The organism is Achromobacter dolens, assembly GCF_902859745.1.
Classification (GTDB): Bacteria; Pseudomonadota; Gammaproteobacteria; order Burkholderiales; family Burkholderiaceae_B; genus Achromobacter; species Achromobacter dolens.
Genome location: NZ_CADIJW010000029.1, coordinates 1 through 14,840, shown reverse-complemented (window position 1 = coordinate 14,840; position 14,840 = coordinate 1). Strand labels below are relative to the sequence as shown.

The 14,840-nt window shown below is 68.0% G+C and carries 13 protein-coding genes; 9 read left to right on the top strand and 4 right to left on the bottom strand.

What is annotated here, in order from left to right:
• Positions 1–38: 38 nt before the first annotated feature.
• Positions 39–1,232, bottom strand: coding sequence for an acetylornithine transaminase (locus tag HV783_RS18880; RefSeq protein ID WP_175189677.1), 1,194 nt, complete (start codon positions 1,230–1,232; stop codon positions 39–41).
• Between the two features lie 213 nt (positions 1,233–1,445).
• On the opposite strand from HV783_RS18880, the gene HV783_RS18875 reads away from it, so the two are divergent.
• The 5 genes from HV783_RS18875 (at position 1,446) to HV783_RS18855 (ending at position 5,508) form a co-directional block, all read left to right on the top strand.
• Entirely contained in the window at positions 1,446–2,411 is a 966-nt protein-coding gene (locus HV783_RS18875; RefSeq protein WP_063583208.1) for a Bug family tripartite tricarboxylate transporter substrate binding protein, read from the top strand.
• A 246-nt stretch (positions 2,412–2,657) separates the two neighbouring features.
• On the top strand, positions 2,658–3,440 hold the full coding sequence (locus HV783_RS18870) for a transporter substrate-binding domain-containing protein (RefSeq protein ID WP_054418795.1): 783 nt from the start codon (positions 2,658–2,660) through the stop codon (positions 3,438–3,440).
• Positions 3,441–3,468: 28 nt separating this feature from the next.
• Complete coding sequence (locus tag HV783_RS18865; protein ID WP_006389456.1) at positions 3,469–4,137, top strand: amino acid ABC transporter permease; 669 nt, start codon at positions 3,469–3,471, stop codon at positions 4,135–4,137.
• On the top strand, positions 4,134–4,790 hold the full coding sequence (locus HV783_RS18860) for an amino acid ABC transporter permease (protein ID WP_024067353.1): 657 nt from the start codon (positions 4,134–4,136) through the stop codon (positions 4,788–4,790). The genes HV783_RS18865 and HV783_RS18860 overlap by 4 nt, the downstream gene beginning before the upstream one ends.
• Positions 4,771–5,508 carry an amino acid ABC transporter ATP-binding protein gene (locus HV783_RS18855; RefSeq protein ID WP_006389458.1) on the top strand — a complete coding sequence of 246 codons (738 nt, stop codon included), beginning with the start codon at positions 4,771–4,773 and terminating at the stop codon, positions 5,506–5,508. The genes HV783_RS18860 and HV783_RS18855 overlap by 20 nt, the downstream gene beginning before the upstream one ends.
• 43 nt (positions 5,509–5,551) lie before the next feature.
• On the opposite strand, the gene HV783_RS18850 is transcribed toward HV783_RS18855, so the two are convergent.
• Together HV783_RS18850 and HV783_RS18845 are read right to left on the bottom strand one after the other, a co-directional pair.
• Positions 5,552–6,943, bottom strand: a complete 1,392-nt coding sequence (locus tag HV783_RS18850; RefSeq protein ID WP_175189676.1) for a DUF6630 family protein — start codon at positions 6,941–6,943, stop codon at positions 5,552–5,554.
• Positions 6,943–8,082, bottom strand: coding sequence for a DSD1 family PLP-dependent enzyme (locus tag HV783_RS18845; RefSeq protein ID WP_175189675.1), 1,140 nt, complete (start codon positions 8,080–8,082; stop codon positions 6,943–6,945). Before HV783_RS18845 ends, HV783_RS18850 begins: the two co-directional genes overlap by 1 nt.
• Before the next feature lie 228 nt (positions 8,083–8,310).
• Between HV783_RS18845 and HV783_RS18840 the strand changes: the two genes are divergently transcribed.
• From HV783_RS18840 to gluQRS, 4 genes are all read left to right on the top strand, one after another.
• Complete coding sequence (locus tag HV783_RS18840) at positions 8,311–9,270, top strand: TAXI family TRAP transporter solute-binding subunit (RefSeq protein WP_175189674.1); 960 nt, start codon at positions 8,311–8,313, stop codon at positions 9,268–9,270.
• 133 nt (positions 9,271–9,403) lie between these two features.
• Positions 9,404–11,428: a TRAP transporter permease gene (locus tag HV783_RS18835; RefSeq protein WP_054504389.1), complete on the top strand. Its 2,025-nt coding sequence runs from the start codon at positions 9,404–9,406 to the stop codon at positions 11,426–11,428.
• 239 nt (positions 11,429–11,667) lie between these two features.
• Positions 11,668–12,126, top strand: coding sequence for a Smg family protein (locus tag HV783_RS18830; RefSeq protein ID WP_054504336.1), 459 nt, complete (start codon positions 11,668–11,670; stop codon positions 12,124–12,126).
• 99 nt (positions 12,127–12,225) lie between these two features.
• Positions 12,226–13,107 (top strand): tRNA glutamyl-Q(34) synthetase GluQRS, encoded by an 882-nt coding sequence (gluQRS, locus tag HV783_RS18825; protein WP_054504335.1) that lies wholly within the window; start codon positions 12,226–12,228, stop codon positions 13,105–13,107.
• Between the two features lie 15 nt (positions 13,108–13,122).
• On the opposite strand, the gene HV783_RS18820 is transcribed toward gluQRS, so the two are convergent.
• The coding region (locus tag HV783_RS18820; protein ID WP_175189673.1) for a GDYXXLXY domain-containing protein at positions 13,123–14,840 on the bottom strand (1,718 nt) is incomplete at its 5' end.

Sequence of the window (14,840 nt, the reverse complement as noted above, 5' to 3'; positions counted from 1 at the left end):
CGCGGCTCTTATCTTCATGGCTTAACGAATCGCTTCCATCAAGCCTTGCGCACCTGCGCAATCAACCCATCCAACTGCGTAAGCATCGTATCGATTTCTTCAGCCGTCACATTCAACGCCGGCATAAACCGCAGCAAATTCCCGCGCGGCGCATTCAGCAGCAGCCCATTCGGCGCCAGATTCCGCGCGGCTTCGACGATGGCGGGGCCATCATCGCGATCCATCACCAGCGCACGCAGCAGGCCCATCCCACGCTCGCCCTTCATGCCGTACTTAGCCGACAGGGCCAGCAGGCCTTCCGACAGTTGCTTGGCACGCGCATTGACCGATTCCATAAAGCCCGGAGCAGCCAGAGCGTCGAACACCGCCACGCCGACAGCCGCCATCAGCGGATTGCCGTTATACGTACCACCCTGGTCCCCATGCGAGAACACGCAAACTTCCTGACGCGCCAACAGCGCAGCCAACGGCACCCCACCACCAATCCCCTTGGCCAGCGTCATGATGTCCGGCACCACGTCGGATTGCTGGTAGGCGAACAACGTCCCCGTACGCCCCATCCCCGTCTGCACTTCATCAACAATAAACAACAGCTTGTGCTCATCCGCCAACTTGCGCAGGCCCTGCATGAATTCCTTGGTAGCGGGGATGACACCAGCTTCGCCCTGCACAGGTTCGAGCATGATGGCGACGGTCTGATCATCGATCAGCTTGCGCACCGATTCCAGATCATTGATCTCGGCCTTCGGGAAACCTTCCACCTGCGGCGCGAACATCTTGTCCCAGCCCGGCTTGCCGGACGCCGACATCGTGGCCAGGGTGCGGCCGTGGAAGCCGTGGTTCATGGTGATGATCTTGTAGGCGCCTTTCTTGTTGACCTGGCCCCATTTGCGCGCCAGCTTGATGGCGCCTTCGTTGGCTTCGCCGCCGCTGTTGGCGAAGAAGACGCGGTCGAAGACCGAGGCGCTGGTCAGGCGGGTGGCCAGTTCGATGGAGGGCAGGTTGTAGAACGCCGGCGACGGGTTCATCAGCAGCTTGGACTGGTCCAGCAGGGCCTTCTGCATTTCCGGGGCGCTGTGGCCCAGGGTGTTGACGGCCCAGCCCTGGACGAAGTCCAGGTATCGCTTGCCCGCGTGATCCTCCAGCCAGGACCCCTGGCCGCGCACGAACACGAGGTCCGGACGGGAGGTGATCTCCATGAGGGCGTTGACGTTGTACTGGCTGAATTCCATGGCGGTTCCTGCTGAAAGGAGAGAACAGGGGTTGAAAAAGAAGGGGAAACGCTAAATGCCGAATTTAGCACCGGCGGGGGAATGCTATCGTGACGCACCCCCAGCCGATCCGCCCCACGGCCGCCCCAAAAGGGCCGCTTGCGCGGGGCTCTCTATTTTATGCAACAGGGCCGGCGCCGGACGCCGCGCTTTGTCGCTTTTTACTGACCGATCATGACACGAATTCTTTCCAGTCTTGCCGCCGGCCTGGTGCTGGCGGCGGCCGCGACGGCCGCGCATGCCGAGTATCCCGACCGTCCCATCCGCCTGGTCGTGCCGTTCCCGCCGGGGCAGGCCACCGATATCTTCGCCCGCGCGCTGGCCGAGAAGCTGGGCACGGCCGTCAAACAACCGATCGTGGTGGAGAACCGCGCCGGCGCGGGCAGCAATATCGGCATGGAGCAGGCCGCGCGCGCGACGCCGGACGGTTACACGCTGGTGATCGCGGGCTCGGCCGCGGCGGTGAACCAGACGCTGTACAAGACCATCAACTACAGCCTGACCAAGGATTTCGCGCCGGTGTCGGGGGTGTTCTCGGTGCCGCTGATGTTCCTGGCGACGCCGGCTTCGGGCATCACGTCGCTGCAGCAGTTGGTCAAGCAGGCGCGCGCCAATCCGGGCGAGCTGGCGTATGCCAGCGCCGGCATCGGCGGCACGCAGCATCTGTCGGCCGAGATGTTCAAGGCGGCGGCCAATATCGACATCCGCCATATTCCGTACAAGGGCAGCGGCCCGGCGCAGGCGGATTTCCTGGGGCACCAGGTGCCGCTGATGGTGGATTCGGTGACGGCGGGGCTGCCGCACGTGCAGAGCAAGAAGGCGGTGGCGCTGGCGGTGACGACGGCCAAGCGCCTGCCGCAACTGCCGGACGTGCCGACGGTGGCCGAGAGCGGTTATCCCGGTTTCGAGGCGATCGGCTGGGCGGCGGTGCTGGCGCCGCGTGATACGCCGCCGGCCGTGACCAACTATCTGAGCCAGCAGATTGGCCACGTGCTGGGCACGCCCGAGATGCAGAAGTTCTTCCGTGATCGTGGTGCGGAACCGATGCCGATGAAGCCCGAGGCCACCGGCGCGTTCATCGCCGGCGAGGTCGACAAGTGGGGCAAGGCGGTCAAGCAGTCGGGCGCGCAGGTGGACTGACGACTGTCCCGCAGGAGCCGGTGGCGGGGCGGTTCCCGCCCCGGCGCTCGCCGTGGTGCCGATCCGGTGCCACGCATGCGCCGCAACGGCGCACGATGCACCACCCTGGTGCGATGGGCGAGGAGCAATAGGCGCGCGCCACGGCGCCGCAAAATGGCACGGAACTTGCTTTTCCAGTTTTGTATACCGAATTGGTGTGCAACGCTCGACCCCGCTCCCGGGGCGGCGCGCCCTGGAGAGTTCCTCATGAACCGTAGAACCCTGTTGCTGTCCCTCTGCACCGCCGCCACGCTGCTGGCCGCGCCGCTCACGCATGCCGACACCCTGGACGACATCGTCAAGCGCGGCACCCTAAAGGTCGCGGTGCCGCAGGACTTCCCGCCGTTCGGCTCGGTCGGCGCCGACATGAAGCCGCTGGGCTATGACATCGACACGGCCGCGCTGATCGCCAAGCAACTGGGCGTGAAGCTGGAGCTGGTGCCGGTGACTAGCGCCAACCGCGTGCCGTACCTGCAGACCCGCAAGGTGGATCTGGTGATCTCCAGCCTGGGCAAGAATCCCGAGCGCGAGAAGGCGATCGATTTCTCCGACGCGTATGCGCCGTTCTTCAACGGCGTGTTCGGCCCGGCCGATGTGAAGGTGGCGTCGGCCGCCGACCTGGCGGGCAAGACCATCGGCGTGACGCGCGGCGCGGTCGAGGACATCGAGCTGACCAAGATCGCCCCGCCCACGGCCACGCTCAAGCGCTATGAAGACAACAACGGCACCATCACCGCCTTCCTGTCGGGCCAGGTACCGCTGATCGCCACGGGCAACGTGGTGGCCGCCGCGATCCTGGCGCGCAACCCGCCGAAGAAGCCCGAGACCAAGTTCCTGATCAAGGATTCGCCCTGCTACATCGGCCTGAACAAGGACGAGCCGAAGCTGCGCGCCAAGGTCAACGAGATCCTGGCCAACGCCAAGCGCGACGGCTCGCTGACGGCGATCTCCAAGAAGTGGCTGGGCGCCGATCTGCCCAAGGATCTGTAAGGCTGGCGCGCGCGCCGGAGCGCTGTTCATGGCTTATCAATTCGACTTCGCTTCCGTGTTCGACTACACGCCGGTGCTCATCAAGGGCATTGGCGTGACGGTCGAGCTGATCGCGTTTGGCGCGGTGGCGGGCGTGGCGCTGGGCATCGCCTGCGCCTGGGCCCGCACGCAGGGGCCGCGCTGGCTGCGCGCGCCGGTCACCGCCTATGTGGAGGTGGTGCGCAACACGCCGTTCCTGATCCAGTTGTTTTTCGTGTTCTTCGGGCTGCCGTCGCTGGGCGTGCAGTTCAGCGAGATGCAGGCGGCCTGCCTGGCGATGGCGCTGAACCTGGGCGCCTACAGCGCCGAGATCATCCGCGCCGGCATCGACGCCACGCCCAAGGGCCAGTACGAGGCCGGCGCCAGCCTGGCGATGACGCGCTTGCAGGTGTTCCGCCATGTGGTGCTGAAACCCGCATTGGCGCGCATCTGGCCGGCGCTGTCGTCGCAGATCGTGATCGTGATGCTGGGGTCGGCGGTGTGCTCGCAGATCGCGGCCGAGGACCTGACGTTCGCGGCCAACTTCATCCAGTCGCGCAATTTCCGCGCGTTCGAGGTGTATTTCGTGACCACCGGCATCTATCTGGTGCTGGCGGTGTTGTTGCGCCAGTTGCTGCGCATGACGGGCAGGCGGTTGTTCCGCAAGGCGGCGCGATGATCGAGTTCACCACCTGGGACATTGTCCGCAACCTGCTGCTGGCGGCGCGCTGGACCGTCGTGCTGTCGCTGGTGGCGTTTGCCGGCGGCGCGCTGATGGGCATGCTGGCGCTGATGATGCGGACTTCGCGCGTGGCGCTGCTGCGGCGCGTGAGCTGGGCTTACATCGAACTGTTCCAGGGCACGCCGCTGCTGATGCAGTTGTTCCTGGCGTTCTTCGGCTTGTCGCTGGCCGGGGTCGAGGTGCCGCCGTGGCTGGCCGCGGGCGCGGCGCTGACGCTGTGGTCGGGCGCGTTCCTGGCCGAGATCTGGCGCGGCTGCGTGGAAGCGATTCCGAAAGGCCAGTGGGAAGCTTCGGCCAGCCTGGCGCTGGGCTACGTGCAGCAAATGCGCTACGTGGTGCTGCCGCAGGCGCTGCGCATCGCGGTGGCGCCGACCGTCGGTTTCGCGGTGCAGATCGTCAAGAGCACGGCGCTCACCTCCATCATCGGTTTCACCGAGCTGTCCAAGGCCAGCACGGTGATCACCAACGCCACCTTCAGCCCCTTCACTGTCTATGCCTGCGCCGCGCTGATCTATTTCGCGCTGTGCTGGCCCCTGTCGCGCCTCAGCCTGCTGCTGGAAAGGAAGTTGCATGCCCCTCATCGCCCTTGAAGACGTCCGCAAGAAGTTCGGCGACAACGAAGTCCTGAAAGGGGTGACGTTGCGCGTCGAGCCCGGCGAGGTCATCGCCATCATCGGCAAAAGCGGTTCCGGCAAGAGCACGCTGCTGCGCTGCGTGAACGGCCTGGAGCAGATCGACAGCGGCGCCATCATGGTGGCGGACGCGCAACTGGGCGACGACGAGTTGCGGCTGCGCGCGCTGCGGCTGAAAGTGGGCATGATCTTCCAGCAGTTCAACCTGTTCCCGCACCTGACGGTGGGGCGCAACGTGATGCTGTCGCCGATGGTGGCCAAGCGCATGCCGCAGGACCAGGCCGCCGACCTGGCGCGGGCGATGCTGACGCGGGTGGGACTGGCACACAAGTTCGACGCCTGGCCCGAGGAATTGTCGGGCGGGCAGCAGCAGCGCGTGGCGATCGCGCGCGCGCTGGCGATGCAGCCGCTGGCGCTGCTGTGCGACGAGATCACGTCGGCGCTGGACCCGGAGCTGGTCAACGAGGTGCTGGCGGTGGTGCGCGAGCTGGCCGCCGACGGCATGACGCTGCTGATGGTGACGCACGAGATGCGCTTTGCGCGCGAGGTGTGCGACCGCGTGGTGTTCATGCACCAGGGGCGCGTGCACGAGATCGGGCCGCCGGAGGAATTGTTCACCGCGCCGGCCACGCCGGAGCTGCGGCAGTTCCTGGGGATGACGGACCTGGCCGGATAGGGCGCGTAGATCCTGGCGGCGGCCATGGCCCGGCCGCCGAGGGTCAAGCGGCTGGCAATCGACCCAACAATGCGTCGAAGCGACCCAGGCGCACGTGACGCAGTTGCCCCCCGACGACCACCCCGCCATCCGGCAAAATCCACGCGCGCTGGATGCCGCTATCCAGATCGAGCGCGCCGTGGCGGATGCGCAGGACCTGGCCGGAATCGGGATGCCACAACTGGCCCAGGTCCAGGCTGCGGTGCGGCGCATGCCAGTGGCCCAGCAGCAGCCAGCCTTGCGGCAGGGACTGCAGGATCATGCCGCCGGCGGGCATCTGTTGCGGCGCATGGCGGCTGACGGCAAGGGCGTCCAGGTCCGCGTGGCAAAGCGCGTCGTCTTCCAGCCAGGCGATGGCGCCGCTGCCGCAGGCGACGGGATGCGAGAGATCCCCCGATGCCGCGTCGGCAGGGCCCAATGCCAGGGGATGCAACTGGCCGTCGCGCCACCGCAGAAGCCGGCCACGGCACAGCACGCAGGCACGGCCGTCGGGCGTCTGGATCACCGCCGAGCGGTCGCTGACGGGGCGGCGCTGCGGCGGCGCGGTGTACAGCAGTGCCGGATCGATGGCGACCGCTTCGTCCTGCGCGGCAAAGCCCCGGTACACGAACACCATGCCGCGATCCACCAGCAGCAGGTCGTCGCCCGCGAAGCCCAGGCTGAATTCGGGCGTGCGGCGCTGCGCCTGCGCCGCGCGCGGCGGCAGCGCAAGGCCGGGGCGGTTGAGCGGCGCGGCCTCGACCCGGGGCGCGCGCAGCAGATGGGCATAGGGCGTGCTGGCGATGCCGTCTGGGCCTTGCTCGATCCAGGCATGGACGCCGTTGGCGGCGACGGCCGATGCCAGCAGGCCGCGATGCGGCTGGAACTTGCCGCCAACCTCGCGCAAGGCCGGCCAATCATGCAGGTCCACCAGTTGCGGCGCCGCCGTGTCACGGTTGGCCATGCATGCCCAGCCCGGCGCCAGCGGGACGCACTGCGCCATGTCCAGATAATCGCCAGGCTGCGCCAGCGGACCGGAAGCGGGGCGCGGCAATGCCGCCGGCGCGCCTTGCGGGGCGCCGTCCTGCCGATGCCGCGTACCTTGTCGGCCCTGTGCCGCGATCCGCGCCAGCGCGTCACTAACATCGGCCAAAGGCACGATCAGCAGATGGATGGCGTCGTCGTCTTCGTCCTGCTCGATCAACGCCAGCCCCTGCGCTTCCAGTTCCCGGCCCAGCAGCGGCAGGAAGTCGTCGGCGCGGTCATCGCGCAACGCCGCGCGCAGCGCATCGAGCCGCGCGGCGGCCAGGGCCGGGTAGCGCGCCGCATACGCCTGCCGCAACGCGTCCAGCAATTCCGGCAGCGGCGTCTTCCAATCGAAGGACAACGGCTCCATCACGATCGGCGCGGCCGCCATCAGCGCGAGAACCCGCGCGCCGAGATCTCCCAGATGTCCTGCACGATGCCGTCGCGATACACCACCAGCCCGTCGTGCAGGTTGAAGGTGGGATCGACGTGCGACGGCACCAGCAGCAGCGTGTCGCCCAGCGCCGGCGGCTGCGCGCCGGATGCGACGCGCACCACGCCGTGTTCGTCGTTGATGGCGGCGTATTGCAGGCCCTGGGCGCCGTGGATCGCGGGCGGGCCGCATTCGGCGGTGGTGGACTTCAGGCCGGCGTCGAGGATGACGCGGTCCGGCGCCGGCGTGCTCATCACAGTGGACAGCACGAACAGGCTTTTCTGGAAGGCGAGCGCGCCGTCCCATTCGTTGGCGCCGTAGTCGCCGTCCATGAAGGCGTAGGAACCGGCCTGCAGTTCGGTGTAGACGCCGCTGGCGGCATCGAATTCGGCGCTGCCGGTGCCGCCGCCGGTAATGATGTCGCAGGCGATGCCGCTCTCGCGCAGCAGCAGTTGATACGACGCGGCGATGCGCGCGGCCTGGCGGCAGACCGCGGCGCGTTCTTCGCGGGTGCGCAAGTGCTGCACCGAGCCGTGATAGGCCTGCAGGCCGACGAAGGTCACGCCCGGCAGGTCGCGCGCCTGCTGCGCCAGCGCCAGCACGGTGGCGTCGTCGGACACGCCGCAGCGGCCCTGGCCCACGTCCACTTCCACCAGCACGTCGATCTCGGCGCCGGCCGCGGCCATGGCCTGCGAGATCCGCGCCAGGTTGGCGGCATTGTCGACACAGACGCTGAGCTTGGCGGCGCGCGCCAGTTGGGCCAAGAGGCGCAGCTTGGCCGGGCCGACCACTTCGTTGCTGATGTGGATATCGGTGATGCCGGCGGCCACGAACGGCACGGCTTCGCTGACCTTCTGGCAACAGATGCCGCGCGCGCCCAGCGCCAGTTGGCGGCGCGCGATCTCGGGGCATTTGTGGGCCTTGGCGTGAGGCCGCAGCGCGACCTCGTGGCGGTCGGCCCAGGCCTGCATGGCGCGCAGGTTGGCCTCGAACGCGGCCAGGTCCAGCACCAGGCTGGGCGTGTCGACGCTGGCCAGGGGATCGCCGGCCTGGGCGGGCGGGGGCAGCGCAATGCCGCGTATGACTTCCTGGGACATCTGGAAACTCCGTTGTCTGCACTGCGGGGAAAGCGATGACCCCCTGGTAAACCATAGCCTTGCAAGCATTGGCGCGGGGGTGCTGCCATGCCAGAATTTCACCACAAATAAAGCCCCGCGCCATGCGCCCGCACAACGGGCCGATTCGATACCGAGCGGGAGCCGAGGCCGCGCAACGGCCCAGCAGCACCAATGCATGCCCCTTATCTATTCCCTGGAGAAGCTCGCATGAAAACGAAAAGCTGGATCACCACCCTGACCCTGGCGTTGTCACTGGCGGCCGCGGCCGGCACGGCGCAGGCGCAGCAGTTCTTCCGCATCGGCACCGGCGGCACCGCCGGCACCTACTATCCCGTCGGCGGCATCATCGGCAACGCCGTGTCGCAACCCGGCAAGCTGATCGCCACCGCGGTCGCCTCCAATGGCTCGGTCGCCAACATCAACGGCATCATGGGCGGTTCGTTCGAGGCCGGCTTTACGCAGTCGGACGTGGCGTACTGGGCCTACAGAGGCACCGGCACGTTCGAAGGCAAGCCCAAGGCGCAGGACCTGCGGCTGATTTCCACGCTGTACCCGGAAAGCATCCACCTGGTGACGCGCAAGGGCGCCGGCATCAAGGGCGTGGCCGACCTGAAGGGCAAGCGCGTGTCGATGGACGAGCCAGGCTCGGGCACGCTGGTGGACGTGCGCCTGATCCTGGGCGCCTACGGCATGACCGACAAGGACATCAAGGCCGAATACCTCAAGCCCAACCAGGCCGGCGACAAGCTCAAGGACGGCGGGCTGGACGCGTTCTTCTTCGTCGGCGGCGCCCCCGCCGGCGCCATCGCCGAGCTGGCCTCCACCGGCAATATCGAGCTGGTGCCGCTGGTCGGCCCGGAAATCGACGCGCTGCGCGCCAAGCAGGAGTTCTTCACGCCCGACGTGATCGCCGCCAACACCTACCAGAACCTGCCCGAGGTCAAGACCATCTCGGTCAACGCGCAGATGGTCACGTCGGCCAAGATTCCCGAGCAGACGGTGTACGAGGTGACCAAGGCGCTGTACAGCGACGCCACCCGCAAGACGCTGGACGCAGGCCACGCCAAGGGCAAGCTCATCACCAAGGAAAACGCGGTCAAGGGCGCGGGCATTCCGTTCCATCCGGGCGCCGAGAAGTTCTACAAGGAAGTCGGCCTGCTGAAGTAGGCCCGTCGCCGCGGACCCGTTGGCGCCGGCCTGCCGCGCCGGCGTGGGTCCGCACGCATCCGCGCGCGCCGTCGCGTGGCAGGGGCAGGGCCGTCCGGCCCTGCCCGCCGTGTTCTTCCCGAGATTCCAGGCCATGGAAATTGACCACCAGAAGACCCAACAACTGGCGGAGAAGTACGACTCCGAGATCCGCTTTCGCCCGCTGCACCAGACCGCCACCTGGCTCGTGTCCGGGCTGCTCGTCGCGCTGTCGCTGTTCCACTACTACACCGCCGGCTTCGGCCTCTTGCGCGAGGCCACGCACCGCGGCGTGCACCTGGCGTTCGTGCTGAGCCTGATCTTCCTGGTGTTCGGCTTTTCCAAGTCGCACTACCAGCGCGAGCCGAAGTCCACCTGGTATGCGCCGGGCGGCGTGCCGCTGTACGACTGGATCATCGCCATCGCGCTGGCGCTGTCGGTGCTGTACATCCCCTACATCTTCGAGGACCTGGCGTTCCGCGTCGGCAATCCGATGCCGATGGACGTCTTCATGGGCTCGATCCTGCTGATCGGGCTGCTGGAGGCGACGCGCCGCGCCATGGGCTGGCCGCTGCCCATCATCGCGCTGGTGTTCATGGCCTATGCGATGTTCGGGCCGTATTTCCCCGGGCTGCTCAAGCACGCCGGCAACACCTGGCCGCAGATCGTCAACCACATGTACCTGACCAGCCAGGGCGTGTACGGCGTGGCGGTGGGCGTGGTGGCGACCTACGTGTTCCACTTCGTGCTGTTCGGCGTGCTGGCCACGCGCATCGGGCTGGGCCAGTTGTTCCTGGACGTGGCCTCGACGGTCGCCGGACGCTATGCCGGCGGGCCGGCCAAGGTGTCGGTGTTCGGCTCGGCCATGTTCGGCATGCTGTCGGGCTCGTCGGTGGCCAACGCCGTGACGGTGGGCTCGCTGACCATTCCGGCGATGATCCGCATCGGCTATCCGCGCCACTTCGCGGCGGGGGTGGAGGCGGCCAGCAGCACCGGCGGACAGATCACGCCGCCGATCATGGGCGCGGCGGCGTTCCTGATGATCGAGTTCCTGGGCATTCCATACCAGCAGATCGCGATCGCCGGCATCTTCCCGGCCTTCCTGTATTTCTTCGGCATGTTCATGCAGGTGCACTTCGAGGCCAAGCGCGAGGGCCTGCGCGGGCTGACCGAAGCCGAGATGCCGAAGCTCAAGCAGTCGTTCAAGATGCGCTGGCCGACGCTGATCCCGCTGTTCCTGCTGATCGGCGTGCTGGCCAGCGGCCGCACGCCGTACCTGGCGGCGTTCGCCGGCATCACGGGCTGCATCATCGTCGGCCTGCTCAATCCGTTCCAGCGGCTGCGCTGGCGCGATCTGTACGAGGCCTTCGAGACCGGCGCCAAATACGCGCTGGCGGTGGGCGCGGCGGCCGGCACGGTGGGCATCGTGATCGGCGTGGTGACGCTGACGGGCGTGGGGTTCAAGATCTCGTACATCGTGATCGCGGCCTCGCAGGCGCTGGCCAGCGGCGCGGCCATGGTGATTCCGGACAGCCTCGCCAACATGCAGTCGCTGACGCTGATCGCCGCGCTCATCATGACGGGCATCGTGTGCATCCTGATGGGCTGCGGCGTGCCGACCACCGCCAACTACCTGATCATGGTGGCGGTGGCCGCGCCGACGCTGGTGCAGTTGGGGGTGCAGCCGATCGCGGCGCACTTCTTCGTGTTCTATTTCGGCATCCTGGCCGACATCACGCCGCCGGTGGCGCTGGCGGCCTACGCGGCGGCGGGCATGGCGGGCAGCGACCCATTCAAGACCGGCAACACGGCGTTCCGGCTGGGCATCACCAAGCTGATAGTGCCGTTCGTGTTCGTGTTTTCGCCGTCGCTGCTGATCTCGGTGCAGGGCTTCACCTGGTACGACTTTTTCGTGACCCTGTTCGGCTGCATGGTGGGGCTGGTGCTGCTGTCGGCGGCGTTCTCGCGCTACATGCTGGTGGGCATGAAGAGCTGGGAACGCTGGCTGTGCACGCTGGGCGCGCTGCTGACCATCCTGCCGGGGCTGACCAGCGGGCTGGTGGGGCTGGCCATCTGCATTCCGGTGTTCATCCGCCAGTTGGCGCAACTGAAACTGGAAACAGCGCCGAAAACCGTCTGAAGTGTAGGGACATTAAAGAGGGGCGGACCCCGGAAGTCCGCCCCGGCCACATCGCGCAACCCCTTATTCTGTCAGCCTTTCCGCGCGGTTTTCATGACTGTCGCAAGGCCACTACGGCCCACCGCCCTCGGCCTTTTCGGCGGTTGCCCGGGCAAATAAATCAGCGTAAAGTAAAATTCATGTTTGCTGGTCTGCCGATATGCGGGCCGACTGTGCAAACAGGCACAAGACTGCGCCATATGTTCGATATCCTGGTTTACCTGTACGAGAATTACTACACGCCGCAAGCCTGTCCCGCCGCTGACGTGCTGGCCAAACGGCTGGCCGCCGCCGGGTTCGAGCACGAGGACATCGATGACGCGCTCGGCTGGCTTTACGGCCTGGCCGAAACCACCGAACGCTGCGTCGATCTCGCCCAAGCCCCCGCCACCGGTACCCGGATCTACACCGATAACGAATACCAGCAACTCGGCTCCGAATCCATCGGCTTCATCGCCTTCCTGGAATCGGCCGGCGTGCTGCCCGCGCCCTTGCGCGAGATCGTCATCGACCGGGGCCTGGCGTCGCCGGAATCGCCCGTGCCGCTCTCCAAGATCAAGATCATCGCCCTCATGGTTCTCTGGAGCCAGGAAGCCGAGATCGACAACCTGGTCCTGGAAGAGCTGCTGGACGAAGACGGCGTGCGCTTGCTGCACTGACGGCGCCGGCTCCGGCCGGCGTTCGTATCCCCGCGCCGCGCGCGCTTCCTGCGCGCGGCGTCGCCACGCCGCAACCCCCTTGCTCCGCTTCGCCATCCCGTGACCTACACCGGCCGCTTCGCCCCCAGCCCCAGCGGCCCGTTGCACGCGGGCTCGCTGGTGGCCGCGCTGGCCAGTTGGCTGGACGCGCGCGCCCACCAGGGCCGCTGGCTGCTGCGCATCGAGGACGTGGACACGCCGCGCACGGTGCCCGGCGCGGCCGAAACCATCATGGGCCAACTGGAGGCCCTGGGCCTGCGTTGGGATGGCGACATCGTCTGGCAATCGCAACGCGGCGACGCCTATCAGGCGGCCTTCGACGCGCTAGCCGCCCGCGGGCTGGTCTATGGCTGCGGCTGCACCCGCCGCGAGATCGCCGATTCGGCGCTGCGCGGCCAAGCGGCGCCCGGCGCGGACGGCGAACGCCCATACCCCGGCACCTGCCGCCACGGCCTGGCGCCGGGACGCGAGGCGCGCGCCTGGCGCGTGGTCATGCCGGAAGGGGTGGAGCGTTTCGAGGACCGCTGGCTGGGGCCACAGGAGCAGGACGTGGCGCGGGCGGTAGGCGACATCGCCGTGAAGCGCGCCGATGGCCTGTGGGCCTATCAACTGGCGGTGGTGGTGGACGATGGCGCGCAGGGCGTGACCGACGTGGTGCGCGGCGCCGACCTGCTCAGTTCGACCGCGCGCCAACGCGTGCTGGGCCGGCTGCTGGGCCTGCCGCCGGTGCGCTACCTGCACGTGCCGTTGATCCTGGACCCTGCCAGCGGCCTGAAGCTGTCCAAGCAGAACGGCGCCCCGGCCATCGACACGAGCGCGCCGCTGGCGTCGCTGCAAGGCGCCTGGCGCGCGCTGGGATTCGCGCCGCTGGACGCGCCGGACACGGCGGCCTTCCTGCGCGAGGCGACGGCGCGCTGGGCCGCGCGCTTTCCGCTGCCCTGAGCCGGCCTGTCACTCCTACAACGGCTGCAGATCCTCGCCCAGCATGCGCACAAGCAGGGCCTCGCCGTTCTCGGCCACGCGCAGTTCGCCGAACTTGGCGACCTCATAGCGCTTGGCCTGGCCTTCAGGGAAGAAATAGGCATTGGTGACGATGCGCACCTGGTTGTCGCGCACGCGATAGCGCAGCGGCACTTCGCCGTCGCCATGCGGCCTGGCGTCGGTCTGAATGCGCACGGGCTGGTACACGCCGCGCGAATCGCCCGTCAGCATGACGTAGCCGTCGGACGCTCCGCCCATGACGGAGTCCTCCGTGTCCTGGCGCTCGCCGCCCAGCCGCAGCCGGGTGACTTCGCGCCCGGCGGCGAAGTTGAGCGCCATGTAGTCGCCCTGCATCAGCGAGCGCGGGTCGACCGGCGCCAATTCCAGGATCACCACCTTGCCGCTGGCCAGCAGCTTTTCGCGCTGCCAGATACTGCCGTTGGCCACCACCAGCACCAGCGCCAGGCCGCCCAGGATCGCCAGGGTGCGCCAGCGCAGGGCCGGCGAGACCGGCGGCAGCGGCGCGCGGCGCGACGGGTCCTGGGTGCGCATCAAGCGCGGCACCAGCCACACCAGCACCCGCAGCACGAACAGCAGCACGGCGCCGCCGCCCAGCCACAGCGCCTTCTGCAACAGCGGCACGTCGAGCTGGTAGTAGTACACGCCCAGGTAGGCCAGCAGGCTCAGTACGCCGAAGATCGTGACGCCCAACTGGTTCAGGCCGAAACCCAGCAACAGCCAGGCCAGCGCGAAGCCGACCCCGGGGCTGGGCAGCCAGAACAGCGCCAGCAACAGCAGGGCGATCGGCACGCCCCAAATGACGCCGGGGGTCAGCACATGCCGGCGCGGCCACAGCACCGCCATCGCGGCCGCCGCGGGCAAGACGGCGCCCGCGCACACCAGCAGCGCGGTCTGCGGATGCAGTTGCCACATGGCCGGCAGTTGCAGCACCGACAGGCCGCTGGCCAGCCACACCATGCCCTGCACCGACAGCAGGAAGGCCCAGGCCAGCGGTTGCAGCGCGTGGCCGCGCTTGCCGCCCAGCCGGTGCGCCAGGGTCAGGATCACGGCCGTGGCCCAGGCGCCGGTCACGGCGATGGGCAGCCAGATGAAGGCGGCGCGGGCCATGTCGAGATACAGCAGGGAGTCGATCATGTCCTCGCGCAGCAGCTCGGGCGCCAGGATGCGCCAGATCAGGCCGGCGCCGGCCAGGGCGATCAACCCGCCGCTCAGGAAGCGCAGGATCACGTCCGGCCCCAGCGCGTACACCGCCGTGGCCATCAGCAGCACGAACAGGCAGGCGCTGGCGAACGAGGTCGAGCTGGACATGCCGTAGATGATGAGGATCTGGCCGGCGAAGGCCATGGCCGTGCCGCACTGGCGCCAGAACGGGCCGGCGTCGCTGCGCAGCACCGCCACGCCGGCGGCGCACAGCACCAGGCCGGCCACCAGCGCGCCTTCCTCTGAATTGATGATGCCGGAGAAGGCCACGAACACCAGCAGCAGCAACGTGGCCAGCCAGGCGCTCAGGCCCAGGATGCACTGTACATACCAAGGCGGTTCGGTATGCGGCACGGCGGGCGGCGCCACCTGGGCGACGGGTTCGCCTGCCTCGGCGGGGTCGACCGCGTTGCCCGCCGAGGCGGCGGCCGGCTCGGCGTCGGCGGGCGCGGCGGCGGCGACCCGGGGCGGCT

Excerpts from the sequence above, each read along its gene's own strand:
- HV783_RS18875 (WP_063583208.1), top strand. The coding sequence starts at position 1,446 with ATGACACGAATTCTTTCCAGTCTTGCCGCCGGCCTGGTGCTGGCGGCG.
- HV783_RS18840 (WP_175189674.1), top strand. The coding sequence starts at position 8,311 with ATGAAAACGAAAAGCTGGATCACCACCCTGACCCTGGCGTTGTCACTG.
- HV783_RS18865 (WP_006389456.1), top strand. The coding sequence starts at position 3,469 with ATGGCTTATCAATTCGACTTCGCTTCCGTGTTCGACTACACGCCGGTG.
- HV783_RS18845 (WP_175189675.1), bottom strand. The coding sequence starts at position 8,082 with ATGTCCCAGGAAGTCATACGCGGCATTGCGCTGCCCCCGCCCGCCCAG.
- HV783_RS18860 (WP_024067353.1), top strand. The coding sequence starts at position 4,134 with ATGATCGAGTTCACCACCTGGGACATTGTCCGCAACCTGCTGCTGGCG.
- HV783_RS18850 (WP_175189676.1), bottom strand. The coding sequence starts at position 6,943 with ATGGCGGCCGCGCCGATCGTGATGGAGCCGTTGTCCTTCGATTGGAAG.
- HV783_RS18835 (WP_054504389.1), top strand. The coding sequence starts at position 9,404 with ATGGAAATTGACCACCAGAAGACCCAACAACTGGCGGAGAAGTACGAC.
- HV783_RS18830 (WP_054504336.1), top strand. The coding sequence starts at position 11,668 with ATGTTCGATATCCTGGTTTACCTGTACGAGAATTACTACACGCCGCAA.
- HV783_RS18870 (WP_054418795.1), top strand. The coding sequence starts at position 2,658 with ATGAACCGTAGAACCCTGTTGCTGTCCCTCTGCACCGCCGCCACGCTG.
- HV783_RS18855 (WP_006389458.1), top strand. The coding sequence starts at position 4,771 with ATGCCCCTCATCGCCCTTGAAGACGTCCGCAAGAAGTTCGGCGACAAC.
- HV783_RS18880 (WP_175189677.1), bottom strand. The coding sequence starts at position 1,232 with ATGGAATTCAGCCAGTACAACGTCAACGCCCTCATGGAGATCACCTCC.